This is a genomic window from Pseudidiomarina piscicola (genome assembly GCF_902806985.1).
GTDB classification, from domain to species: Bacteria; Pseudomonadota; Gammaproteobacteria; order Enterobacterales; family Alteromonadaceae; genus Pseudidiomarina; species Pseudidiomarina piscicola.
Genome location: NZ_CADCXY010000001.1, coordinates 801418 through 827782, shown reverse-complemented (window position 1 = coordinate 827782; position 26365 = coordinate 801418). Strand labels below are relative to the sequence as shown.

General features: G+C 50.5%; 19 protein-coding genes. 8 read left to right on the top strand and 11 right to left on the bottom strand.

Annotation, left to right across the window (positions count from 1 at the left end; all coding sequences use genetic code 11):
* Positions 1 to 44: 44 nt before the first annotated feature.
* The 7 genes from PSI9734_RS04095 to mfd all read right to left on the bottom strand — a co-directional run bounded on the left by PSI9734_RS04095 (position 45) and on the right by mfd (position 8784).
* A complete protein-coding gene (locus tag PSI9734_RS04095) occupies positions 45 to 881 on the bottom strand; it encodes a PDZ domain-containing protein (RefSeq protein WP_173919818.1) in 837 nt (278 codons plus the stop codon).
* Entirely contained in the window at positions 881 to 1270 is a 390-nt protein-coding gene (locus PSI9734_RS04090; protein ID WP_173919817.1) for a hypothetical protein, read from the bottom strand. Before PSI9734_RS04090 ends, PSI9734_RS04095 begins: the two co-directional genes overlap by 1 nt.
* Entirely contained in the window at positions 1267 to 1812 is a 546-nt protein-coding gene (locus tag PSI9734_RS04085; protein WP_173919816.1) for an RNA polymerase sigma factor, read from the bottom strand. The genes PSI9734_RS04090 and PSI9734_RS04085 overlap by 4 nt, the downstream gene beginning before the upstream one ends.
* A 68-nt stretch (positions 1813 to 1880) precedes the next feature.
* Positions 1881 to 3680, bottom strand: coding sequence for an ExeM/NucH family extracellular endonuclease (locus tag PSI9734_RS04080; RefSeq protein ID WP_173919815.1), 1800 nt, complete (start codon positions 3678 to 3680; stop codon positions 1881 to 1883).
* Positions 3649 to 4143: a MarR family winged helix-turn-helix transcriptional regulator gene (locus PSI9734_RS04075; RefSeq protein ID WP_173919814.1), complete on the bottom strand. Its 495-nt coding sequence runs from the start codon at positions 4141 to 4143 to the stop codon at positions 3649 to 3651. Before PSI9734_RS04075 ends, PSI9734_RS04080 begins: the two co-directional genes overlap by 32 nt.
* Positions 4144 to 4166: 23 nt before the next feature.
* Positions 4167 to 5300 (bottom strand): CsiV family protein, encoded by a 1134-nt coding sequence (locus PSI9734_RS04070; RefSeq protein WP_173919813.1) that lies wholly within the window; start codon positions 5298 to 5300, stop codon positions 4167 to 4169.
* Positions 5301 to 5310: 10 nt separating this feature from the next.
* Positions 5311 to 8784, bottom strand: coding sequence for a transcription-repair coupling factor (gene mfd, locus PSI9734_RS04065; protein WP_173919812.1), 3474 nt, complete (start codon positions 8782 to 8784; stop codon positions 5311 to 5313).
* A 142-nt stretch (positions 8785 to 8926) separates the two neighbouring features.
* Between mfd and PSI9734_RS04060 the strand changes: the two genes are divergently transcribed.
* Genes PSI9734_RS04060 through PSI9734_RS04050 form a run of 3 tightly spaced genes read left to right on the top strand, consistent with a single transcriptional unit; the run spans position 8927 to position 12099 of the window.
* Entirely contained in the window at positions 8927 to 10171 is a 1245-nt protein-coding gene (locus PSI9734_RS04060; protein ID WP_173919811.1) for a lipoprotein-releasing ABC transporter permease subunit, read from the top strand.
* Between the two features lie 6 nt (positions 10172 to 10177).
* Positions 10178 to 10879 (top strand): lipoprotein-releasing ABC transporter ATP-binding protein LolD, encoded by a 702-nt coding sequence (gene lolD, locus PSI9734_RS04055; protein WP_173919810.1) that lies wholly within the window; start codon positions 10178 to 10180, stop codon positions 10877 to 10879.
* Positions 10873 to 12099, top strand: coding sequence for a lipoprotein-releasing ABC transporter permease subunit (locus PSI9734_RS04050; RefSeq protein ID WP_246194712.1), 1227 nt, complete (start codon positions 10873 to 10875; stop codon positions 12097 to 12099). The genes lolD and PSI9734_RS04050 overlap by 7 nt, the downstream gene beginning before the upstream one ends.
* Here PSI9734_RS04050 and PSI9734_RS04045 read toward each other — a convergent pair.
* Complete coding sequence (locus tag PSI9734_RS04045; protein ID WP_173919809.1) at positions 12089 to 12607, bottom strand: DUF2062 domain-containing protein; 519 nt, start codon at positions 12605 to 12607, stop codon at positions 12089 to 12091. The two genes, PSI9734_RS04050 and PSI9734_RS04045, sit on opposite strands and share 11 nt — an antisense overlap.
* 39 nt (positions 12608 to 12646) lie before the next feature.
* On the opposite strand from PSI9734_RS04045, the gene PSI9734_RS04040 reads away from it, so the two are divergent.
* From PSI9734_RS04040 to kdsB, 5 genes are all read left to right on the top strand, one after another.
* A complete protein-coding gene (locus PSI9734_RS04040) occupies positions 12647 to 14953 on the top strand; it encodes a DNA internalization-related competence protein ComEC/Rec2 (protein WP_173919808.1) in 2307 nt (768 codons plus the stop codon).
* Between the two features lie 69 nt (positions 14954 to 15022).
* A complete protein-coding gene (gene msbA / locus PSI9734_RS04035) occupies positions 15023 to 16774 on the top strand; it encodes a lipid A export permease/ATP-binding protein MsbA (protein ID WP_173919807.1) in 1752 nt (583 codons plus the stop codon).
* Entirely contained in the window at positions 16774 to 17784 is a 1011-nt protein-coding gene (lpxK, locus tag PSI9734_RS04030) for a tetraacyldisaccharide 4'-kinase (protein WP_173919806.1), read from the top strand. Before msbA ends, lpxK begins: the two co-directional genes overlap by 1 nt.
* Positions 17771 to 17968 carry a Trm112 family protein gene (locus PSI9734_RS04025; RefSeq protein ID WP_173919805.1) on the top strand — a complete coding sequence of 66 codons (198 nt, stop codon included), beginning with the start codon at positions 17771 to 17773 and terminating at the stop codon, positions 17966 to 17968. Before lpxK ends, PSI9734_RS04025 begins: the two co-directional genes overlap by 14 nt.
* The gene (gene kdsB / locus PSI9734_RS04020; protein WP_173919804.1) at positions 17965 to 18717 is read left to right on the top strand and encodes a 3-deoxy-manno-octulosonate cytidylyltransferase; all 753 of its coding nucleotides are present in this window, start codon (positions 17965 to 17967) and stop codon (positions 18715 to 18717) included. The genes PSI9734_RS04025 and kdsB overlap by 4 nt, the downstream gene beginning before the upstream one ends.
* Here kdsB and PSI9734_RS04015 read toward each other — a convergent pair.
* The 3 genes from PSI9734_RS04015 to PSI9734_RS04005 are packed head-to-tail and all read right to left on the bottom strand — an operon-like array spanning position 18695 to position 26108.
* Positions 18695 to 21757 (bottom strand): efflux RND transporter permease subunit, encoded by a 3063-nt coding sequence (locus tag PSI9734_RS04015; protein WP_173919803.1) that lies wholly within the window; start codon positions 21755 to 21757, stop codon positions 18695 to 18697. The two genes, kdsB and PSI9734_RS04015, sit on opposite strands and share 23 nt — an antisense overlap.
* On the bottom strand, positions 21757 to 25014 hold the full coding sequence (locus PSI9734_RS04010) for an efflux RND transporter permease subunit (protein WP_173919802.1): 3258 nt from the start codon (positions 25012 to 25014) through the stop codon (positions 21757 to 21759). Before PSI9734_RS04010 ends, PSI9734_RS04015 begins: the two co-directional genes overlap by 1 nt.
* Positions 25011 to 26108, bottom strand: coding sequence for an efflux RND transporter periplasmic adaptor subunit (locus tag PSI9734_RS04005; RefSeq protein ID WP_173919801.1), 1098 nt, complete (start codon positions 26106 to 26108; stop codon positions 25011 to 25013). The genes PSI9734_RS04010 and PSI9734_RS04005 overlap by 4 nt, the downstream gene beginning before the upstream one ends.
* Positions 26109 to 26365 lie beyond the last annotated feature (257 nt).

Sequence of the window (26365 nt, the reverse complement as noted above, 5' to 3'; positions counted from 1 at the left end):
AAGGTCAAAAGGGCAGGTGACTGCCCTTTTTTGTATCTGGCTGATTAGTTGGCGTCACACTCTTGCTCGGTTTCACGCCACACTACGGGCTCCCAATATTCTTCGCGAACGGTACTAAGTCGTTTGTCACGAATAAAACGGGCAGCAATGTAATAGGTGGTATTGGCAACGACATCAACTTCGACGGTTTTTGGGTGATTCACACTACGTGAACGACGTACCCACGGGTCATCTATGAGTTCGTGCACTTCGATGGTATGTTTGCCCGGTGATAATTTAACGATCGGACGCCGCGTGAGCACGTTATCTTCATCAATTCGAACGAAGTAAGCAGGGTATAAGTCGCGGGTTTGAGGCGGTGTTACGAAGACACTTACGCGGCCACAGCTGCCTGGCGCCGCTTTATCGACGATCGCTTGGGCAACGTCGACTTCTAGCCGCCAGCCAGGGATAACCGTTGCTCGTACTTGCCCTGAAAGCCGTTGAGTTTCACCTTTACGGCGGACCATTGTGATAAAGGTCCGTCCATGCTCTAAGCCTTCTAAATAGCTAATAGCTTCTTCTAGCGAGCGGTTATCAACCTCTAACTGATCGATTTTTAGCACGCGGTCGTTGACCATCAGCCCCATTTTTGCGGCAACCGAGTCGTTACGAACCGACATCACTTTACCGCTTGGGTTTAAAATCGCACCCCAATCAAAGTAGCTACGGGTAGGTTCCTCAAGGGTCACTGATTCTGCTTTGCCGTCGGCTTTTGCAGCCGCAACAGCAGCGGCGCGAGCGTGCTCTCGAGCTTGTTGTTCTTGAGCCTGAGTCGTCGGTACGATTGCCAAGGCAAGTACCAGCAAGGCGCTAAGCTTGAGCAACTGAAGCTTTATCATTAGTGAGTCTCCTGTCCGGTGATACGTTCGCGTTGTTGCCAAAGTTGTTGAATGCGCTTTTCATCTGCCCCTTGTAGATAAGCTTGTTGAATTTGCCTATCGAGGGCGTCCAGGCTGTAGTTACTGGCCAACAGCATGGGCGTAGGATTCGTTACTGGCGTCAACATCTGCTGCGGTTGCAATACCCACAACCAGGCAACAGCTGCAGCAACGGCAAATGGCGTGAGCCAAAGTGGCCAAATCTTGCGTTTGGCGATAGTAGTACTTTGACGTTTTGCTTGCAGCTCCTGCCAAGTGACCGGCGCTGATGGTTCGGCACAACGCTCTAACTGTGCTTGCAGCACACGTTCGGCGGCGGAAAGTTCGGGGCGCTGCTTGGTTGTGGTCATGGTTGAGTCCTCTGACGTAATTTCTTGAGTGCGCGATGATAACGTTGGCGTACGGTTGCTGCATTCACTTCAAAAAGCGCAGCTAACTCGTCATGGCTGTAGCCTTCAACGAGGTATAACCATATTAATTGGTACTCGTGATCATCAAGCGTTGCTAGCAACTGCTCAATGTTATCAAGTTGCTGTAACCAATCGGTTTGGCTTAACCAGTCGCTGGCGTCGAGTTGATTTTCGTCGTGCTCTGCTACGGAAAGATGCTGCGGCCGTCGAAAATGTGACAGGGCTGTATTGATACTTAGCTGTTTGAGCCAGCCACCGAACGCATTGACATCGCGCAGTTGGGCGAGTTTATTAAATGCCTGAATAAAGACATCTTGGGTTAGATCACGGGCTAACTCTGAGTCGCGACAGATGCCGGTGAGTAGGCGTTGAACACTTGGCTGAAAGGTCTCAAATAGCACCCGCTGGCAATCCTGGCGGCCACGTTGTGCACCTTTGATTGTTCCCGCAGAGATAGATTGAGCAAATCCGGTCGTAGCCATGCGCATCCTGTTGCAATGTTTCTAGAGTATAAGATGCAACAGGAGCGCAGGCTGTGACAAGTACACGACTAAAATTGTATATCGGTAATGATTGGGTCGTGATCCGATGAACGATAAGGTGTCGGGGCATACCATTTAGGGTTGTCTTGATAGCCCTCATAACTTAATGCAGGTGGCTCGTCGGCGTTAATGTACCAATGTTGCTGGTTCAGTACCCGTCCGTGCAATGCGGCTGACACCAGCACGTGGTCTAGGCTACCCGCCTGGGCGTCGTACACATAGGAATAGCCGTTGGGCTCGAAATGCTGACTGCGGTTATGAAAACCAGCGTCAGTCATTACCTTAATTGGGTCTTCTTGTGCGTACGCATTAAAATCGCCTAATACTATCTGGGCTGGCGTTTGCGCTAACACGGGCTGGTCTTGCATGATATCTACAAGTAACTGCGCCGACTCGCTGCGAACTTGGTTCCAGCAGCCTTGGCCATCATTTTGATTGGCATTGGGGTCGTTAGCATCGCGCGGGCAAGAGCCTTTTGATTTAAAGTGATTAATTGCAATCACAAAGGCTTCTTGCGAGCCTTGTGGCCGCAGACGTTGGATCAGCGGGTAACGGCTACGATTGCTAAAGGGACCGGTGGTAATCGTTAATGGTTGACCAATGGTGGTTACTCGGTCGGCGCGATAAATCAAACCATTGGTAATCGACGCATCGCCAAACTGGTTTTCTGCTGCACGCACAAACTGCCATGGCTGATTGGTTGCTTGGGCGAGCTGTTCGGTCAGCCGAACAATGGCGCTATGCTCGTTGTAGCCGTCGTTTTCAAGTTCCATAAGGCCAACCACGTCGGCATCTAAAGCAGCCAGCGCCGCAATAATTTTAGCCTCTTGACGGGCAAAGTCCGCTGCAGTTTCGGCCCCTCGGTCGGTTGGAAATTGATGAGTTGCTCCCTCACCATTGAAATAATTCAGCACGTTAAAAGTTGCAACCCGCAGCACCCTCGGGTCATCGGATTTAGCTGGTGGTTTTGGACGCGGATGACGAGCGTGAAACACCAACTCTGAGGTAGGCTGAATACGATAACTTCCATTATATTCGCTTAAAATACCGCTGACGTTTGTTACGTGGTCGCCACTGCGTAAAGGCGTTGCGGCAGTTAGTTCCGGTGACGGGTAGGGGACAACCGCGGGTGAAGGTGCTTGATTGTCATCGATAACCAGGCGTTTAAGCGCATTATTCTTGGCATGGGCGCGGGCGGCAGCACCTGGAGCGGCGACTTGAGTTGGCGTGTACAGGCGTTCGCTGGCGACATCGAAGCTGCCGTGACGTCCAAGTAAGTAGGTGCCGTTCACGACTAACTGTTGTGGCAAATTGACGTACTGGCCTTCCAGTTGCTCCAACACGGCTTGCGTTGCTACCGGCAATCGCAGTTCTTTCGGCTTTGGTAGCTCGGTATGGCCACAAATGAGCACCTGCTCAACGGTATCTAGTTGAGTCAGTTGTTGATGTTCACGCACCACACCGCTGACCTTAATTAGATCGCCTGCTTTCACCTCGCGCTCACTGGTGCGTACGAAAATTCCGGCGGTTTGCTCGGCAGTCGTTTGTTGCATGAAAAAACCACCAAGCTCCTGGCTTTGTTGCCAACTAGCGGTAACGATACCGCTAACAGTCACGTGTTGGTCCAGATAAGGTGACTGTGCAGTCGAACCTTGAATGGCGGGCAAACTGAGCTGAGTTTCGCACTGTGCAAGCGCTGTATTGGCTTCGTTTGTTGACGACGAGCATGCCGTTAAACTGATGACCGCAGCAGCGGCGAGTAGTAAACGATATCCGTTAATCATTTTGGCTGAATTGTTGTTGTTCATAGGTTCCTACTTCGAGTACTTCCGCCGCGTCAAGGCGTTCGGCATCCATCATGGCTGCGATGCGTTGCATTGAGGACAACAGTTGTGATTGTTCCCAATCGGCTAAGGCTTGAAACTTGTTAATAAAATTATCTTGTAGTGGCCGCGGTGCGGCCTTCATCCGCTCGACGCCTCGGGCGGTGAGCGACAGTACCACACGTCTGCGGTCTTGCGTGCTGCGTTCACGGTGCAGTAGCTCGCGCTGTTCGAGCCGATCAATAACGTTGCTCACAGTGGCCGGGCTAAGCGTTATGTTTTGTGCGACTGCACTGGCCGTAATGCCCGTTGGGGCAGCAGCAACTTCGCGTAAAATAAGTAACTGGGGCGCCGTAAGACCCGTCAGTTTATGGAGTTGCTTCGAGTGCAGATCCGTCGCGCGGATGACTTTGCGCAGAGCCAATAGTAATTCTTCATACTTTTCCATAGCAGATTCCCTTCAATCACTCGCTAGTAACGTCGAGCGGAAAGCGGTGTGCGGCGTATTTGTATCGCAAAACCGAGTTTCGGATGATCAAAGTAATGCGTTTCATGGCTAATCACTCGTCGCAGCTGCTGTAACTTAAAACTACGTAAAAAGCTGCCGCTGGTAACGCCTTGCAATGCCTGGTCGGCTTGTGCTGTGAGCTCTGCGGGTTGCCACATGGTCATCTGCGGCTGACGTAACTCAAGATCACTGGCGATATGCAAGTAATTGCCGACTAAGTAAACGTGAAGGCTACCGTCAAGCTCCCAAACCGGCTCGGGCTGTGGTGGCTGTTCAATTTTCAGCGGTGGGGCTAGGGGCTGGTCTTCAGTACGGGCGGTGAATTGAAGCTCACCTTGTTGTTGAAGTTCAATCAGCTGTGTTAGTCGTTCTTTGATACTCACGTCTGGAGCTGGCTTGGTGCCGTTGTCTTGTAAGCTTTCAAATTCCGAGGTTTCTGCGGCATAAGGGTAGCCGCTTGGTGCGTAGTCTTTACCAAAATTACGACCACCAAATAAGCGAACGTGACGATTCTGTCCTTTTTCAAAAACAGGTTGGTACCAACTCATGTGCAATAGCGGTTCGCCAACACCTCGGCGCACGATTTGTTCACGCATTTCGCTAAGTTCATGTTGCTCCGCAGGTGCTAAGTAAGGCCCAAAAGCTTCTTGCACCGGCCCACCCGGGCCGCTGATCACTGTCGCTGGAGCAACCTCGAGTTGTGCTAATGCCTGCGCTGGTTGATGCCAGTTCATGGGCAACCAGTCACTGAGCTCCCATGGTCGAACGCACCAAAGTGAATCACGGCTGAACGTTGGTATAACCGTCGGCACGTCACATTCAGGCAGATCTCGCACGGCGGCACGGCTATCTGGCACATAGTAGCTGGGAAGCGGGTCGTAACTAACGGTGCTCGGTGCCGACGGGCCCTGCGAATTGAAACTTTCAACTTCAGCTTGATTCGAGGTGTGCTTGAACACTAATACTTCAATTTCGAACCATCGCCAGGTATCGTAATCGTCTTGTGCCAGTGCACCGGGACCGCTAACTAAAGCGGCGATCACCAATGCACTTTTACTAACTTTAGTGATGTGTTGCCAAAGTGAGTCTCGGGCCATATCCATATCCTTAGCGTTGCAGGTGTTCTGCAAAATCATCTAGTAGCGACTCTACCAGTTTCAGTCGTGCTTGAGTATCTTCAATTTTACCAAGAATACGTAAACGTGCAGGCCCTTCCAGCTTGTAGTCTTGCGGTGCAGTTTGAATCAACTCAATTAGATAATCAGCGCTCACTTTAGTGTCAGCGGCAAATTCCAGACTAATGCCTTGCGGACCGCCGTCTATTTTCTGAATGCCAAGACGGCCCGCATGGTTACGCAATTGAGTGATGCGAATAAGGTTCTTAGCTGCATCGGGCAACAAACCAAAACGGTCGATCATTTCTACTTGCAGTGCGCGTAAATCATCGGCTGACTCTGCACTGGCGATGCGTTTATACATACTTAGTCGTAGCGTAACATCGGCAATATAGTGCTCGGGTAGCAGCGCCGGAACGCGCAGGTCCACTTCACTTTGTGCTTGCAACAGGGTGTCTAGAGCCGGCTCTTTACCTTCACGCAGTGCTGTCACCGCTTGTTCGAGCATGTCCATATACAGGGTAAAACCAATAGTTTCGATTTGACCGCTTTGGTCGTCGCCAAGAAGTTCGCCGGCACCACGGATCTCCAAGTCATGGGTTGCTAACATAAAGCCAGCGCCCAAGTCTTCGAGCTGCGCAATGGCCTCAAGTCGCTTGAGTGCGTCTTTGGTCATTCGTTTTGGGTGTGGTGTCAACAAATAGGCGTAGGCTTGATGGTGCGAACGTCCTACGCGACCGCGCAACTGATGCATTTGCGCAAGACCTAAGTGATCAGCACGGTCCATGATAATGGTATTGGCGGTTGGTACATCAATTCCGGTTTCGATAATGGTGGTACACACCAATACATTATAACGCTGGTGATAGAAATCAGACATAATGCGTTCCAGCTCGCGCTCACGCATTTGGCCGTGGGCGATAGTAACGCGTGCCTCAGGCACTAACTCTTCAATTTCACGGGCGGTTTTATTGATGGTTTCAACATTATTGTGCAGAAAGTAAACTTGCCCACCGCGGAGTATTTCTCGCAGTACGGCTTCACGAATCGTTGGCGCGTCGTACTCACGAACAAAGGTTTTCACCGCTAAGCGCTTCGCCGGAGGGGTGGCGATAATTGAAAGATCACGGACCCCATTCATTGCCATGTTTAAGGTTCGCGGAATAGGCGTAGCGGTGAGTGTAAGAATATCAACGTCGGCTCTTAAGCGCTTGATAGACTCTTTCTGTCGCACGCCAAAGCGGTGTTCTTCATCAACGATAAGTAAACCCAGGTCTTGGAACTTTATTGTGCCTTGCAGTAGCTTGTGCGTGCCTATCACGATGTCGACCTTACCGGCCTCAACGTCTGTCAGAATTTGTTGGGTTTGCTTGGCTGTTTTGAAGCGTGATAATACTTCGATACGCATGGGCCAGTCGGCAAAGCGGTCTTTAAAGTTCTCAAAGTGTTGTTGGGCCAGCAGTGTGGTTGGTACTAACACCGCAACCTGCTTACCGTCGTTCACCGAGACGAACGCCGCGCGCATGGCTACTTCGGTTTTACCAAAGCCGACATCACCGCACACCAAGCGATCCATGGCACGCTCTGATTGCATGTCGTCTAACACCGCCTGAATAGCGTTGCGTTGGTCGTCGGTTTCCTCAAACGGGAAGCTGTTGGCGAACCGTTGGTATTCGTCATTGTCTAGCTGGTATTGGTACCCGGGCTTCGCCTCACGGCGGGCGTAGACATCAAGTAATTCGGCGGCTACGTCGCGTACCTTTTCGGCAGCTTTACGTTTCGCGCGTTCCCAGGTATCACTGCCTAATTTATGCAAGGGTGCACTGGCTTCTTCACCGCCACTGTATCGTGACAATACATGTAGCGAGGCAACGGGAACGAAGAGTTTACTGTTACTGGCGTACTCGATGGTGACAAACTCAGTGGTCATGCCACCGGTTTCTATGGTTTGTAAGCCTTGATAGCGGCCTACGCCGTGATCAATGTGCACCAAAGGTTGACCTATTTTTAGCTCCGCAAGGTTGCGTACCATTTGATCGCTGGAAACCGTAGCTTTCTGATCGCGACGGCGTCGTTGAGCAATGCGGTTGCCTAATAATTCGGTCTCAGTAATAACCGCTAACTTGGCGTCATCGAGTACGAATGAATTGACAATAGGTGCTACGGTAATGGCGCTGGTCGCAGCGTGCTGGTGAATATCGGTAAGGTGTTCCAGCTCTTGTAAGTCAAGCTTGAGCGGCGCCAACAGCTCGCGCAGTGATTCGCGACGACCTGCTGTTTCACAGGCAAATACGACTTTATAATTGTTGTTAAAGAACTCTTTTAACTTGCTGCTAAGTGCCTGCAAGGGATCTTTTAACTGATGGTTTAAGGCTATTTCACCAATACCGGTGGTGGCAAAGTCTTTGCGGCCCGGTTGTGGCTTGTCTTCGGGCACAAAAGCTCGTATGCGAGGCAATTGTTTGAAGCGCTGATGAACCTGGTCGACCGGCATGAATAACTGCTGCGGTGGTAGCAACGGGCGCAAACGGTCGTAGCGACGCTGATCATAGCGTTGATTAATATCGTGCCATAACTGATCGAGGCTACCTTGTAGATCACCAAAGGTCACCAAAAGGGTATCTTCGGGCAAGTAATCAAATAGGGTCGCGGTAGTCTCAAAAAATAGCGGTAAATAGTATTCCACGCCGCCTGGAAGTTGCCCCTGCGATACCTGGTAGTACACCGAATCACGTTCATTAGAGGCGTCGAACAAGTCACGATAGCGTTGGCGAAAGCCTTCTATTGCCGTAGGTGTCGTGGGGAACTCATGCGCGGGCAATAAATCGATAGCATCCACTTCTGCCGCAGACAGTTGCGAATCCGGATCGAAGGTGCGGATGGAGTCGACTTCGTCGTCAAAAAAGTCAATGCGATACGGAATGGCACTGCCCATCGGGAAGAGGTCAAGTAATGAGCCGCGGGCACAAAACTCACCATGTTCCATCACTTGATTCACATGGCGATAGCCGGCTCGCTCGAGTCGCTGCCGAAGACGATGGCCGTCGAGTTGTTGCCCCTTTTGCACTTGCAAGGCTTGCCCGCTTACATAGTCCGTGGGAGCAATACGGTGCAACAAAGTATTTAGCGAAACGATCAGCGCGCCATCTTGCATGCTCGGTAGTTGCGCCAGCACACTCAACCGCTCGGATAGAATGTCCTGATGAGGCGAAAAACTATCGTAGGGCAAGGTTTCCCAATCGGGAAACACCAACACTTGGCTACCTTTAGCACTTAGGTAACTGATTTCATGCTCTAACCTGTGCGCTTGCGGCGCATCTGGCGTGACAATCAGCAGCGGGCGATCATGTTGGTCTATCAGCCGTGCGAGTGCGTAGGCAATACTGCTACCAGCAAGCCCTTGCCAGGTGATATCAGTACGTGCAGAAGAGGGTCGTGGTGGGGTTAGGATCGATGCCTTACTCATAGGTCCTGCTTAGTTAACTTCTCGATAGCTGAAAGTATACCTGAAACTCTCACTTGGATCAGTGCGCAGATTTCATTATGCTTGCAACGCGACCCTGTATTGGTGCGGGGCGACAAACAGCAGAGACGCTCGGCAAACCATTATGTTTCAACCATTATCCCTTTTCCTCGGACTGCGGTATACCCGTGCCCGACACGGCCAACGATTTACCCGCTTTATTCAGCGAGTTTCTTTGGTGGGCTTAGTGCTGGGTGTGGCGGCGCTGATTATTGTCGGTTCGGTGATGAATGGTTTTGAAGCTGAACTGAAAAATAGAATTCTGCAAGTGGTGCCGCAGCTCAAGATCACCGAGCAAAGTCGTCAACAAAGAGGCTTTGCCGATTGGCAAGAGCTGATCAGCGCATTGCCATCGACAGTGGGGCAGCGCGCTGTGGTGCCGGAAGTCAGCAGTGCCGGATTACTGCAAGGCGACCAACAACTGCAAGCCGTGAGCGTACAAGGTGTTTTCCCTGCAGCACAAGACAGCGCGATACAGCTGCAACCATTGCAGCAACACCTTAGTGCCGGTGCTATCGACTTAACCGCCGGAAGTTATCATGTGGTGCTCGGTTACGCCCTAGCGCAGCAGCTAGGCGTATGGCCAGGCGCCAAAGTGCGCTTAATTGCCGCGGGTGGCGGCATTTACACCCCGCTTGGCTTAGTGCCGGCGCAGCGATTAGTCACCGTCGCTGGAGTGGTGCGCATGCAATCAGAGGCGGATCAGCATTTAGTGATCATGCATGGAGCCGATCTCGCACGTCTATTGCGGCTAGCGCAAGACCAAGTAACTGGGGTACGCTACTACTTTAATGATCCGTTTCAGGCGCTACCTGCAGCCGAACAACTGGCGGCTGAGCTTGATGATCGCTTTAGGGTGCAAAGTTGGCGTGAAAGCTATGGGCACTTGTTCGATGCGGTGAGTATGGAAAAACGCATGATTAACTTGTTACTTGGTTTAATTATTGCGGTTGCGGCGTTCAATATAGTGTCGTCGCTGATGATGGTGGTACAAGACAAGCGTAGTGATATCGCAATTTTAACGACCATGGGCTTAGCTCCCCATAAAGTGCGGCGGATGATTGTCATGCAGGGCATGACAACGGGCGTTATTGGCTGTTCGATGGGGCTGCTGTTAGGGATACTCGGTAGTAGCTATATTAATCCTTTTATCAGTGCGTTAGGAGTAGATTTGAGCTTTGCTGGGCCGCAAGGTTTGCCGGTTGTGATTGATTACGGGCAAGTTTCGGCGACTGTAATCGCTGCGCTATTACTGACGTTTTTGGCGACATTATTTCCTGCCTGGCGCGCTAGTCGTGTATTGCCAGCCCATGCACTTAGATATGAGTAAGGACTTATGACAACGCAATTATTGAGCTGTACGCAGGTGGGCAAAAGCTACTGGGACGGTAACCACGATCTTGAAGTGTTACAGGGCGTCGATCTCACTCTAAACGAGGGAGATCTGTTGGCGATTGTTGGCAGCTCTGGCTCAGGTAAAAGTACCTTATTGCACTGTTTAGGCGGCTTAGACTCACCTACCAAAGGTGAAGTTAACTTTCGCGGTACTAATATCGCTCGTTGGTCGCCAAGGGCACTCGCTGATTGGCGTAATCAAGAACTTGGTTTTATCTATCAATTTCATCACTTGTTGCCAGAATTCACGGCGCTAGAAAATGTCGCAATGCCATTATTGATTAGTGGTAAAACCGCCAAGCAGGCGCGCTCGGTCGCCCAACACTTGCTCGAGCGCGTGGGGCTTGCTGAACGAGGCAAGCATCGTCCCGCAGAGCTTTCTGGTGGCGAGCGCCAACGTGTTGCCATCGCCCGTGCACTGGCGAACGACCCAGCTGTGGTTTTAGCTGATGAACCTACCGGCAATTTAGATACGGAAACGGCACAACAGGTGATGGCACTCATGTTAGAGCTGAATCGTGAATTAGGCACGGCGTTTGTCATCGTGACCCACGACCTCAAGCTGGCACAAAGCCTGCCCAGCCAAGTTCACCTTAACCAAGGTAAAATAACTGCACCGGCAATCGAGCCTGAGTCATGTTGATGTCTTGGCGGTTGGCATGGCAGTTAGCTCGTAGGTTTCGCAAAGGGCGTGAGCGCAGTGGCTTTTTGTCATTTATTTCTGCCTCGTCGACCTTAGGTATTGCGCTTGGTTGTATGGTTTTTATCACCGGCTTGAGCGTGATGAATGGTTTTGAAAAAGTCCTCGAGGAACGTTTTTTGAAGCTGGTTCCCCATATTGAATTTACGGCTGTAGAAGGGCGTTTGCAGTACCCAGAGGAACTGCTAAAACTGGCCGAACAGCACCCAAATGTTGTTGCTGCTCGTTCAGTTATTCGCACCCAGGGGTTAGTGCAAAAGGGCCGCGAGTTTGTGGGGGTACAAGTTAACGGTATTGCCCCTGACGGCACTCATGCCATCGCAGATTACATGAGCACTGAGAGCTGGCAGTCACTCGCGCAGCCGAATTCGATAGTCTTAGGTGCAGACTTAGCGCAAAAGTTAGCGTTATCTCGTGGCGATAAACTTACCCTGGTGGTCGCTTCTGAACGCGGCTTCAAAGCTCCGCAGCGACAAACCTTAACCCTTACCGGTACCTTTAAATTCGGCGGCCAGGTAGACCATCAACGAGGCTATGTCAGCTTAGCTACTGCCCGTCAGCTGACCGGCATCGAGCAAGGGGTTTCGACCATTGAGCTTGAAGTGAATTTGCTATTTGCTGCCGAACAAATCGCCAATGAAATCGGCTATCAGTTGCGTGATTATGTTTACCTAGACCATTGGATGCGTGCCCAGGGCCATCTTTACCGTGATATTCAAATGGTGCGTATGGTCATGTATTTAGTGCTGGTGCTGGTGCTGGCGGTGGCCTGCTTTAATATTGTTTCGACGTTGATTATGACCGTGCAAGAGAAGCAGCGACATATTGGTATTCTGCGCACGATGGGCTTGCGGGCTTCAGGTTTGGTAAAAGTTTTTGTGTTGCAGGGACTACAAAATGGCGTTTTGGGTATCACCCTTGGAACTTTTGCCGGCATTGTGCTCAGTTGGAACCTTCCGAGCTTGCTCAACTTAGTGGAGCTGTATACAGGGACAACGTTACTCGCCAGCGATGTCTATTTTATCGATAGTATTCCGGTACAACTCCAAAGCACGGATATTTTCGCCGTGGCTGCTGTGGCCTTTATTCTCAGCCTTATTGCAACGCTCTATCCCGCATGGCAGGCGACGCGAGTGGAAGTAGTGAAAGCTATTAGCGCTTGATACGAAGTGAGCGAGCGCGCCAAGCACTGACCACCGACTGGCGCCAGAGTAAACGGATAACAAAGTAGCCAATGACACTGGAGAGTGTGCCTAGAATAAGACAGCCAAGCAGAAATGCTGGGCCTATGGTGGTGATGCTTTCGCCTAACCACTGCCAAGAAAGTTCAAAGTGAAAAGGCTGTGAAGGGGCGCCGATAACCCAGGTGCCGACGACGTAGCAGAAGTAAAACATGGGCGGCATGGTGATGGGGTTCGAAACCCATACCAGAGCGATAGACAATGGCAGGTTGACGCGGAACGGAATGGCCGCTGCTGCTGCCAGTACCATCTGAAACGGGACTGGAATAAACGCACAAAATAAGCCAATAGCGAACGCGCCTGAAGCCGAGCGGCGGTTCAGGTGCCAGAGGTTCGCATCGTGCAGCAACTTACCGAATACTTTTAGGCTGCGGCTGTTTTTAATCACATCATGATTAGGCATGATGCGCTGAAAAAACTTTCTCGGCATGCTTACAACTCGTTACTGTAACTAACAGGTACAACATCCATGGATCGGTGGTTGTGCGTATTTCTTTTAGGCTTTGCCGTGAGCTTTTTAGGCTCGACAAGCACCGATATCTGGCAATGTTTGTTATTTGCTGGTTTGGCGGCGTTGAGCTTTTTACTGTCTGTTCGCTATCAGTTGCCAACCTTTTTCTTAGGGTGGCTATTGTGCGGCATTTTATGGGGTACTGGCAACGCCTATTTTACGCAACAGACCGCGCTTGACGCCCAGTGGACCAAAACCAACCTATTGGCAGTGATGCATATTACTCAAGTCAGCCATCATCAACCTGGGGTATGGCGCATTACCGGTACGCTGTCCACTATTAACGATGAATCATTAAAACGCCAACTGAAAGCACGATTACAGTGGTACCAGCCCCATGCTAACGGCCCTCAACGGATCCCCAGACAAGGTGAAACCTGGCGCTTTAAGTTGCGGTTGCGACACCCGCAGGGAACCCGTAATGAAGGGAGTATGCTTTATCATCGCTATTTAGTTGGACAGAGCTATGACGCCTTGGGTTCCATCCGTAGCGGTCATTATTTGTCAGGTCAGGTCGGCTGGCGCCAGCGTATTGTGACCGGTGTCTATGCAGCTCTCAATGGTCGACAACAGGCCGGCCCTTTAATGGCGTTGGTGGTAGGTGAACGGTTTCTAATGAGTGCGGAAACCTGGACCGTTGTACAACGAACTGGTTTAGCACATCTAATTGCCATTTCCGGGCTACATTTATCGCTGGTTGCTGGTTTTTCATTGTTACTGCTGTGGCGGCTTAGCGCGCCCTTGGTACGTACGCGCAAGGCTCGGGAAACTAGCTGTTTATGGCGTTATGTCCCTTGGTTGGCTCTAGGTATGGCATTCGTTTATGCGTGGCTTGCCGGCTTTGCTATTGCAACGCTTCGCGCTGTTCTAATGTTAACTGTGGTTGTTCTTCATAAACACCTTGCTTGGCACGTAACACCCCCGCGTTTGTTTTTGCGCGCGGTTACTGTTGTGATCTTGATTGAGCCGACGGCACCGCTAACCACTAGTTTTTGGCTTTCCGTTGGTGCCGTTGCGGCAATTTTGCTGATGAGTTGGCGTTGGCCGCGTTACCGCGGACGTTGGGCCAAGCTACGTGAGTGGTGGCGCTTCGAGTGGTTAATCACGCTCTTATTTTGGCCATTGATGAGTTTATGGTTTGGTGGCATTTCCCTTGCCGCGGCATTGATTAATTTGGTTGTGGTTCCTGTTGTGAGCCTATGGATTTTACCGCTGGGCTTATTAGCCGTGGTTGCAGTGTTAGGCGGTGAGCTCGCCGTTGCTGAGCGTATCTTTATGCTTGCCGAATGGCCGTTAGTTAAATTGTGGCCCGGCTTGATGTGGCTCGCGGAACAGCCGTGGCAGTGGCTTCAAGCGGCACTTTTACCGTTGTGGCCGTGGCTATTCGGTGCAGTGGTGATGCTGTTACTGCCCCTAGGTTGGCGTTATCGATGGATCATGTTTTGCACGCTGGGCTTTAGCTATATGGTCGTTAATGCGCTGCCCAAGCGGCATGAACTGGTGATTAATATGCTAGATGTCGAACAAGGTTCGGCACTGGTTCTTGAACGGCAAGGGCACGCGTTGCTGATCGATACTGGAGCAAGCTGGGAGGGCTCGGTATCGATGGCAGAGCGAATCGTTACGCCGTTTCTTGAGCAGCAAAGACTACAACCTGAGCTCGGATTTATAACCCATACCGATAGTGATCATCAGGGTGGGCAGCCGTTCTTGGCCAAACGTTATCCCATGGTGCGTTGGTTTGGTGGGCGTAGCCCGTTACCTTGCATAGCAGGGCAAGAGGGAGATTGGCGCGGCGTGAAGTGGCACGTATTGCACCCGTATGATGCAGGTGGCATTGGTAATCAACATAACAATCAATCATGTGTGCTGATGTTGCAATTTGACGCACTGAAAATTTTGGTCACTGGCGATATAGAAACCTCTGCGGAACGTGCCTTGTTGGCGCGCGTTGCTCCCATAGAAGCAGACATACTTATTGTGCCACACCATGGCAGTAACAGTTCTTCAGAGCACTACTTTATTCGTCATGTAAAGCCGTCGCTCGCGCTTGTTAGCCGTGGCCGTAATAATCCCTATGGACAGGTTCACCCGGCCGTTGTTGAACGTTACCAGCAGCACCGGATTCCGCTGCTCGATACAGCCCGTGGCGGACAAATCAAAGTTTGGTCAGATGGTCGTTATTGGCGGGTATGGCAGCCGCTAGCAGCACATCATGGTGCCTGGTTCGATGCTGATCCTTACGCAATTCAGCCACATCCGTAGGCAGAAACTAGCCAGTGGCCGGTGAAAACGGTTAGAATGCAGTTATGACCTACTTGTAGATTCTGATGCATGAGTGCAGAAACTGTAAAACAAAAAACATTTCGACGTTTAATGGGGTATATCAAACCCTACCGTGCGGCCTTTTTCTTTTCGATTATTGGAATGCTCGGGTATGCGGGCGTCGATACCTTTTTCTTTTCGCAAATTGAGACCCTAATCGATGATGGCCTAACCAGCAGTAACCCCAAAATATTGCTTTATGGGGCTATTTTTGTGCCGGTTGTATTTATTCTGCGGGGCTTATTTAATTTCATTTCGACGTACTTTTTGAACTGGGTTGGCTTCCGTGTGGTGACCACACTGCGGCAGCAGCTGTTTGATCATATGATGAAATTGCCGGTGTCGTTCCACGATCGTCATTCAACCGGTGACTTGATTTCAAAAATCACCTATACCACCCAGCAGGTGGCAGAAGCGAGTAGCCGCGCGGTACTGATTTTGATTCGTGAGGGCGCATTTGTCATTGGCTTGTTAAGCCTTATGTTTTATCACAGTTGGCAGCTATCACTGGTGTTCTTGGTGGTTGGCCCGCTAATTGCCAAAATTGTCGCTGTGGTATCGAAGCGTTTCCGCAAAGTGTCAGGCCGTATTCAAACCGCCATGGGTGATGTAACGACCACCGCTGAACAAATGATAAATGGTCACAAAGTGGTGGTGATGTATGAAGGTCAAAAGCGTGAATCTAAACGCTTTTCTACCATTAATAACATTACTCGTAACCAGAATATGAAGCTGATTAATGCGCAGAGTCTCAGTACCTCGTTGATTCAGTTGATTGCTTCTTTTAGCTTATCCATGGTTTTGGTACTGGCGAGCTTCCCGGATATGCTGGCACAATTATCAGCGGGTGCCTTTACCACGCTGTTAACGGCAATGATTATGCTACTACGCCCGCTAAAACAGTTGACCACGGTCAATAGTGATTTTCAGCGTGGTATTGCAGCAGCGCAAAGTATTTTTAGCGTGCTTGATGAGGATGCCGAAGTAGATAGCGGTAAACAAAACCTCGACCGCGCGCGCGGAGATATCAAGTTCGAACATGTGAATTTTGCTTACAATGAAACTGAAAGCCCTGCATTAGCCGATGTTAGCTTTCACGTTAAGCCGGGCAAAACGCTGGCGCTGGTTGGCCGCTCTGGTAGCGGTAAGTCGACGATTTCAAACCTACTGACGCGTTTTTATACCCCGCAAGGGGGAGTGATCAAGCTCGATGACGGTGATATTTATGACTACCGTTTGAAAGCGCTGCGCCGCCAGTTTGCGTTGGTCTCGCAGCATGTCACTTTGTTCAACGACAGTATTGCCAATAACATCGCCTACGGTGCCCATGGTGACGTAACGCTAGATGATATTCGTCGCGTCGCTGAACAAGCCTATGTGACCGAGTTTACCGATAACCTGCCTAATGGTCTCGATACCACGGTGGGTGAGAACGGTGTGATGTTGTCCGGTGGTCAACGTCAACGTATTGCCATTGCTCGCGCTTTACTGCGTGACGCCCCCATTCTTATACTCGACGAAGCGACATCGGCGTTAGATAGTGAGTCGGAGCGTCATATCCAAAGTGCCTTGCAAGCGCTGCAGCAAGATCGTACTTCGATTGTGATCGCCCATCGCCTGTCGACCATCGAAAACGCAGATGAGATTCTAGTGTTAGAAGATGGCGCTGTTATTGAGCGTGGTAACCACCAGCAATTGCTCGAACAAGAAGGCGCTTATTATCAGCTCTATAGCCTGCAATTCAGTGGTGAATTAAGTTAATGAAGCTGCAACGCGCTTGGTATCAAATCACTGTGGCGCCCATATTGTGGTTGCTTTTACCTTTGCATGCGTTGTTTGTGGTCAGCAGTTTTATTCGTCGCCAACGCTATCGCTGGTGGCCACCGCAAAAGCTTCAGGTGCCAGTGGTGGTGGTGGGTAATATTAGTGTTGGTGGTACCGGCAAAACCCCGGTTACTTTAGCTATTGTCGACTACTTACGAGCCCAAGGTCAGCGGCCAGCAATCGTGTCGCGCGGGTATGGCGGCAAGGGGCCGTTTCCATTGTCCGTTGATGGTAACACTGCTCCCCAAAGTTGCGGCGACGAGCCGCGCCTGCTTGCCGAACGTAGCGGCGTACCGGTGGTGGTTGCACCGAATAGAGTTGCTGCAGCGCAGCAGGTACTGGCAGACTTTCCTGATACCACCGTTATTATCAGTGACGATGGGTTGCAGCATTACCGTCTTGCACGTCAGTTTGAGATTGCCGTTATCGATGGTAGCCGTGGTGTAGGCAATGGCTGGCGTTTACCAATAGGGCCACTACGCGAGCCACTTAAACGCTTACAGCAGGTCGATGCGGTTATTGTGAACGGTAAACTGGAAACGTCCGTTACCAGCCCCAAACTAAGCCATGAAAATTATGTGATGCGTTTAGTGCCACAAGCCTGGCGCCGCGTCACCGATAATAAAGTGGTCGATGAGTTACCGAAGGGGCGCACGTTGGCCTTAGCCGGTATCGGCAATCCAGAACGATTTTTTGCAACGGTGCGCAGCATTGAAGCGCGCTCATTTGCGACGCGCGCCTACCTAGATCATCAACAGTACAGTGGGGCAGACCGCGAACAGCTCAAAGCGTATGAGGTGTTACTGATGACCGAAAAAGATGCGACTAAATGGCGTAGCATTGCGCACCAACACTGCTATTATTTACCGGTTACCGCAAGCTTGCCAGAAGCCTTTTGGCAGCAGTTGTCTAGCAAATTAGCGAGTTATCAACATGAGCCTCGATGAACGTACACTAGCCTTGCTCGCATGCCCGTTATGCAAAGGGCGTTTGGTATGGCTAGCGACCAGCCAAGAGTTAGTCTGTCGCGGTGATCGACTTGCCTTTCCGGTGCAAAATGAAATTCCTATGTTGTTATTAAGTGCGGCGCGTACACTGAGCCCGCAGGATTTGGAGCAAATGCCGAAATGAGTTTTACCGTGATTATTCCAGCGCGTTACGCCTCGACACGTTTACCAGGTAAACCACTGGCGATGATTGGTTCAAAATCAATGATTCAGCGTGTCTATGAACGAGCTGCCGCTGCCGGCGCCGCCGAAGTGATTGTTGCGACCGACGATCAACGCATTGTTGATGCAGTTGAAGCCTTTGGCGGGCGAGCAATGCTTACGGCCGCAGAGCATCAATCGGGTACTGAGCGTATTGCCGAGGTGATTAATTACCTTGCGATTGCCGATGATCATGTGGTGGTCAACGTACAAGGTGACGAACCTTTTATTCCACCGGAAATTATTCGCCAAGTGGCTGATAACTTGATGAACCAACGCGCCGCTCAAATGGCAACGCTGGCGGTGCCTATCACTAGTATTGAGGAAGTAAAGAACCCGAATGCGGTTAAAGTGGTGACCGATGCAAACGGTTATGCACTTTATTTCTCACGTGCACCGATTCCTTATGAACGTGATGCCTTGACCGACAACCGTATGGGTGAGCAGGCATGTTATAAGCGCCACATTGGTATCTACGCCTATCGTGCGGGCTTTGTTTGGCGTTATGTCGAGTGGCAACCTAGTCCGTTAGAAGCGATTGAGTCGCTCGAGCAGTTACGGGTACTTTGGTACGGTGAACGTATTCATGTCGCTGAGGCTATCGTCAACCCGCCGGCTGGCATTGACACGCCAGCCGACTTAGCACGGGCTAACGAGCAATCAACTGACTAACCATAGCGCTGGCACGTAACTTCAATGCGTGCCAGCGTTCGCGCCACCATAGTAAACGAGTGTACACGTAGGGCACCAACAGCAAACTGGTTAAGGTCGATACTACCAAACCGCCAATAATGGCTATAGCCATGGGCGCATACGGTGGTCCGTCACCGCCAATTTGCGTGGTACCAAACGCCAAAGGTACTAACCCGAGTACGGTGGTCGCAACGGTCATTAAAATCGGTCGTAGCCGACTCACACTCCCCTCAATCACAGCGTCTTTCAGCGGATAGCCTTCGCCGAGTAATTGATTGATGCGATCGACAAGAACAATACCGTTATTCACGACAATCCCCATCAGAATTAGAATGCCTATCATTGCCATGACGGTAATCGACTGGCCAGTTAAAAACAGCGCCCAGAATACCCCGACAATGGAAAAGAGCAATGAACTGATAACCGCAGTGGGTAACAACACCGATTCAAACAGTGCTGCCATGACAATATAGATCAGCGCGACGGCGAGCAGAGTGTTCACCAGCATAACGTTTTCGGCTTCTTGTTGGCGTTGGAAGCTCCCGTCAAGGCTCCAGGCGTAACCGTCGGGTAAGCTTAGCTGACTCAAAGCCGCGGTTAATTGTGCCCGCGCCTCATTAAGTGGTAGCTCGTCACTTAGATTGGCTTGAATGGCAAGCGACGTACGCCGGTCAAGCCGACGAATAGTACCAAATCGTGATTGCACCTCGAAGCTGGCGACGGCATGCAAGGGGATAACGCGACCTTCATGCTGCATTACCGGTAGGTTTTGAAGTGCCTCGAGAGACAGCTCAAGATCTTTGTCGAAAGCTACGCGCATGGGAATTTCGCCATTTGGGTCACCGCGAAACGAGCGTAACCGTTGCCCTCGAAGAGCAGTTGCCACTTGGCGTGCAACGTCGGCACTACTGAGGCCGAGCCGATGCACACGCTCGCGGTCGATATGCACAAGGTAGTCGAACTGTCCGGCTTCGGTTTCACCCCGAACATCATCTAAACCATCGATGGCGGCAATAATAGGCACCAAGCGTTCAGATAGCTGCTGTAAAACGTCGGTTGATTGACCGGTTAGGGTAACGCGAACGCCTTCGCCATTGCCGCCAAAGCCAAATTGCGGTTCGCTACGAAGCATTTTGGGAAACTCTTCGCGCATTTGGTCCATCAGCGCGCTAAGTTTTATTGGGCGATCGGGCTTAAGTAGTAAGGTCGACATCGCCTCTGAAGAGGTGTAATAACTGTAAACAGCGTCTATATAGAAGGCTTCTTGATGCTGGTAAAGAAAATCTTCGAAACGTGCGACTTCGTCTTCTACCTCAGTAAGGTTGTATTGCTGGTGCAGGTTATAGTTAATGAATAAACGGTCGTTGAACCCTTGTGGCTCTTGGTCGCCACTAACCCCGGCAAACGGAATGACAATACTGGCCAGCACGAGCACTGCAAACAGCCCGGTCCAGCGCGGATGATGCCAACTCCACTCAAGTAAGCGACGATAGCGGGAGGGTTTCGCTACGGCCTTCTTTACTCGCGGTTGCATGGCTCGATGGAGCTTACTTGCAAGTAATGGAATCAACGTTTGGGCAACTAGCAGCGAGGCTAAAAGCGATAAACAAATGGCCACCGCGGTATGTTCAAGGAAGATGGTAAGGTCAATTTTCTTACCAAAAATATTGGGTAAGAATACGATAGCCGTGGTTAAGGTGCCGGCAATGACCGCCATTGAAACATTGCCCACGCCCAGTAACGTCGCTTGTTCGGCATCATGGCCTGCTTCGCGCTCAAACTGAATACTTTCAGTAATAACGACGGCGTTATCAACGAGCATGCCTACGGCTAACATCAGTCCCATAAGTGAGAGTACATTCAGTGAGTAGCCTAAAAAGTACATGCCGCCTAAGGCAATACAGATAGCGATGGGCACGGATAAAACCACAACAAGAGTGATCACAATGTTACGCAAGAACAGATAGAGCACGATAAACGACAGCAGCGCCCCCAATAAACCTGCCATGAGCAGGTCATTCAGTGACGTGGTGACGCCATCGGCGGTGTCGTTCATGACAAACAGATTAATACCATTGAACTGCGGATCATCTCTTATTTCTTCGACCACGCTCATCACCCGTTGTGATACATCAACCAGATTCGCACTCGACTCTTTGAAGATATCCATACCAATGGCATAGGTTTGATCCAGATGACGGCCGTCGTTGCGGCGCGGCATTTCACGGCTGACAGAGGCAATATCTCCTAACTTTAAACGGGCGGTAATGGGCAGGTTTCTGATCTCATATTCCGACTGAAACTCACCTTTGGGGTTCACCAGAATACGTTCGTTTGGATTTTCGATATAGCCTGCAGTTAAAGCAAAATTGGCTTGCTGTAGTCGTGCGGTTACTTGCGCGGCAGAAAGGTTATGCTGAATCAGCTTTTGCTGCTCTAGGCGGATCACGATGTTTTGCTTGTCGACCCCGTATAGGGTGACTTGCGAAACTCCCGCAACACGTTCAATAGGGCGTCGTAAGCTGCGATCAAGCAAGTCATAGGCGTTGCTTAAATCACGTTGGCTGGAGATCCGCAGTTGAAATACGGGCATGTCCTCGGTGTTGAACTGTAGCACTTGAACCCGTTCAATATCGTCGGGTAATAGGTGCAACATTCCATCGACCTTCTCCCGAGCTTCAATTCCCTTAGCATTGATGTCCTCTCCCCACTGAAACTGCAAAGAAACTTGGGCATTATCGCTGCTTGACCAAGATCGCATCCGCTCAACGTTACTTAGCGTGGCTAAAGCTTCCTCTAACGGACGCGTTATCAATCGTTCGACTTCTTGTGGGGTCGAGTTAGGGTAGGGCACCGAAACCATAATTTCGGGGATCTCGATCCCGGGAAACTTCTCGAGTGGCAATAAACGAGAGCTAATGGCTCCTAACAGGAGCATGGATAAGAACACCATACAGGTTGTTACTGGGCGGCGAAGAGCCCACTGGGCCAAACTTGCGCCTAACTTGGCAGCAGTCATTACACGCCCTCCGTGCCGGCCGACCGCATTTCTTTGCGATCAACTAACAAGTACAGTGACGGGATAAAGACCAGTGTTAGTAACGTAGAGAACAGTAGTCCTGCGATCACACTTATCGCCATAGGCGCTCGAATTTCCGCGCCCTCGCCAATACCAATGGCTAACGGGAGCAAGCCGAGAACGGTGGTGAACATGGTCATTAGAATAGGTCGTAAGCGCTGTTGGGCGGCTTGATACACTGCATCGTAACGACTCGCGCCATGTTGGCGTAATTGGTTAATTCGGTCGACGAGAACAATGGCATTGTTGACCACGATGCCCGCCAACATAATTAACCCAATAAACACGATAACGCTCAGCTCGGTACCCACTAAATACAACCCTAAAACCGAACCTGCACCGGCCAGAGGCACGCTGAATAAAATGAGTAGCGGGTGCAATAATGACTCAAACTGTGATGCCATGATCAAATAGACTAAGAAAATAGCCAGTAACAGGGCAAATTGCAGAGATAAAAATGAGCGCTGCATTTCTTCGCTTTGGCCGGCAACATTGGCTTGAATACTAAGTGGTAGTTGGGTGTTTGCGACAATTTCTTGCGCCACTGCAACCGCACTACCGAGATCCCCCGAAGCCAAGTTAGCCTGCACCACAGCAGTACGTTGCTGGTCGATCCGGTTAATTTCACTCGGCCCCATAATTTGCTTAATATCAGCCACAGCTTGCAGCGGTATCTCGCGTGACGCACCAGGGTTAATCACAAGTTGCTCGAGATCACGTACAGAATCACGGTCGCTGGCCTGGCTGCGAACCAAGATGTCAATTTTACGGTCATCAAGACTAAATTGTGTGGCTACGCGGCCGCCAATTTTGGTTGCTAATAGTTCAGATACGGACGCGCTGGTTAAACCATATTGAGCCAATTTCGAGTGATTAAAATAAATGGCGATTTCTGGTTGGCCATCACTCATGTTGACCCGTATGTCAGTGAAGACCTCATGCTGGGCTAAACCTTGTGCGATGCGCTGGCCCGCTTGTTGTAACAAGTCGATATCGTAGCCGGTCACCTCAATCGCAATAGGGCTGCTAAAACTAAATAGCTCCGGCCGGCCCAATTTTGTTTGTACACCAGGCAATTGCTCGGCATAGCGGCGTAATGCATTCTGAACGCGGCTCTCCGCTAGCGGAGCGCTGCCCGGTTGCATGACAACGTTGAAGCGTCCCCATTGGTTGCCGTTTTGACCTGGCGCTGCATTTAGCAGGCTGCCGGTTCCGGCAATGCTGTAGGAACGTGCGACCGTAGCGTTGAGCTCAGGTTGTTCGGCTAAATGATTGGCCAAACCCTGTAATACCGCATCGGTATCGTCGATAGTGGCACCTGGCTGCAGCTCAACCTCTAGGTAGAACTCGCCTTGGGCCATACTCGGTAGCAGGCTGACCGGCAACAACGGGATCAAGGCATAACAAGCTGCAGCACACACCACAATAATGGCCAAGGTTGTTTTTGCGTGTGCGAGCGCCGCTCGCAGTAGCTTTTGATAACTTAGGGTTAATCTTTGGTAGACCCAATCGAACCCACGAAGCAAGGGCGTCGTAAGCCAACCGAGTAGTTTGGCGATGCTGCGCCAAAGTAAAAGCGTAACGCTCACCAAGGCAAGGGGGAGCCAGCGAAACACCAACAAAACCGGCGACATTAGCCAAAACTTCCAGCCACTGCGACGGTCGGCCGCGGGGAAGTGCTGACGGTCTGTGATTGGGGCATCGGCACTGCGCTGCTTAGCAGAAAGCATTGGAATGAGGGTCAGGGCGACAAATAATGACGCCAGCAATGAAAATGTGACCGTCAAAGCTTGATCAGCAAACAACTGACCTGCTAAACCTTCGACAAAAACCAGCGGGAAAAACACCGCCATAGTGGTGAGTGTTGAGGCGATAATGGCGCCCGTGACTTCACTGGTACCTTGTTCTGCTGCTTCTGCATCGTCGGCGCCTTTGTCTTCCCGGTGCCGGGCAATGTTCTCCAACACCACAATCGCATTGTCTACCAGCATACCAACAGCTAAGGCGATACCGCCTAGTGACATCATGTTTAATGAAATGTGATAGCCGTGCATTAAATTAAAGGTGGCAATGATCGACACTGGAATCGCGAGAGAGATAATTACGGTGGGCCACAGCCGTTGTAGAAATAGATAGATAACCACCATGGCGAGTAGACCACCGAGTACCGCCGCATTGCGAACTTCAGCGATCGCAGCTTGGATAAACACCGCTTGATCGGCAATCGGACTGACACGATAGCTGTTTGGAATAAGTTGGTTGCTTTGCAATTGTGCGAGGTGCGACTGTATCGCTTTAGACACTTGTACGGTGTTGGCATCACCTTCTTTGTATAGTGATACTTCTACTGCCTCTTTACCTCCGATACGACTGATAGAGTCACGTTCTTTAAAGCTATTTTCGATGGTGGCAATATCGCGCAGCAAAATAGGCCGTTCGCTTCGAGTTGCGATATAAATTTCACCTATGTCGTCAAGATCTTGGAATTGATTTAACGTTCGTACCAAGTATTCAGCGCGCTGCGCCTCAAGGCGACCACCTGAAAGGTTAATATTTTCGTCGCGCAAGCGTTGCATGATCAAACTCATGGGAATGCCCAACTGAGTGGCTTGCTGCTCGTTGACTAAAACTTGAATTTGGTCTTCTAAGCCACCCCCAAGCCGCACTGAGGCCACACCTTCTATACTTTCGAGATGACGTTTTAACTCTTCTTCGGCAAAGGTTCTTAATCGTTTTAGCTCGCTAATATTGGGTTCGGAAATAGCTTCAAAACCGAGAGTTAAGCGGACGATCGGCTCTTCTGCTGGGTTAAACCTCAATAAGGTTGGCTTTTCAATATCTAAGGGCAGGTTAACCAGGTCCATTTTCTCACGTACATCGAGGCTGGCCATATCCATGTTGGTGCCCCAGGCAAATTCGATCAGCACATCACTTTGCCCCGCACGTGATATCGACTCAATTCGTCGCACTCCTTTTACTGTTCCAAGTGCTTCTTCAACGGGTTTACTAACGAGTTGCTCGACCTCTCCCGGAGCACCTCCGGGGTAGTCGGTACGAACCGTTAACGTAGGATACGCAAGATCAGGTAATAAGGTGACCGGAATGCGGCCTAGGGAAACCATACCGAATAACAAAACTGCGAGGGTAAACATCGCGACAGTTACCGGTCGGCGCACAGCTAAACGGGCCAGACTCATGATTGTTGCTCACTCTTGATAACCTGCACCAATGCCGCATCTTTTAAGTTGGCTTGGCCGCTAACCACTAGTTGTTCACCGGCATTGATACCACTTACTATTTCAACGTGGGTTTCGTCTTCAAAGCCGAGTGTTACGTCGACTTTATGGGCCACACCTTCGGCATCAACGGTAAATACTGAATGTTGGCCGTCGAGGCTCTGCACTGCGTAGCGCGGTACCGTAATGGCGTTGTCATGGGTGGCATAATCTAAATTAACCTGTGCGAACATCCCGGATTTTAGTTTTCGTTCAGGGTTTGCCACGCTCAGTACTACTTTAAAGGTTCCCGATTGTGTATCGATCATGGGGCTTATCCGAACGACAGTCGCGGTAATAGGTTGCTCAGGAAAGGCACTTAGGCGTAGCTGTGCAGCTTGGCCAACAGCAACGTAGGGTAGTTCACGTTCAGGCAGGTAAACATTACCTTCTAGCTGGTCCAGCGCAATAATATGGAATAGTTTCTGCGCTTGGTATTGGCTAATCATATTGCCGGATTTGGCGTAACGTGCAGCGATAACACCGGCAATTGGCGCGCGTATTTGTGTCTCGGTAAGGTTTAGCTTGGCCATGTCGAAACGTGCTTGCTGCAAATCCGCTTGATAGCGCAGTTTGTCATAGGCGTCAGCACTAATCATATCGCGGTCAGCCATATCTTTAACACGACGTAGCTCTTGTTGAATACTGTTTAGCTCAGCTTGGGCCTGCGCGAGTTGAATGCGGTACTCATCATCCCGTAGCTTGGCTAGTAGTTCGCCTTGCTCTACATATTGACCTTCTTCTACATAAATTTCTTCAACAATGCCGTTAGCCTTGCTGATCACGTCTGTTTCATCGCGAGCTTCCAAGGTTGCTGTGGTTTTAAAACTCGAGGTAATGGTGCCCCGACGAACTTCTTCAGTGGCGACGGGGATACGCACCAGCTGTTCTTCTTGCTGGGCTGATTGATTAGAAGCGTCGGCCTGACCACAACCGTTTAGCAACAGACTTGAAGTCAGAATTAAAGCAGTCAAGCCGACAAAACTAAGATGATTAAGAATCGGTTTGGTATTCATTGTTAGTGTCCCCGTGAACTTTGTTATTCATTAATCGCGAAACGTAGCTGTGTTCAAAGAGTTAAGACGTTAGCGAAGATGATTAAGTTTATGCAGGGAACGTGCCAAGTGTAACTTTTAACCGAGGTGAAAGGTGTTATATCCTTTTAAACCAATAAGTTATAACCATTAGTGAGCGATGGAGAGAAACGCTTTAGAACCAACAATAAAAGAAGAGGCGCCAGAGACCATAAAAAAAGCACGCCGGAGCGTGCTTT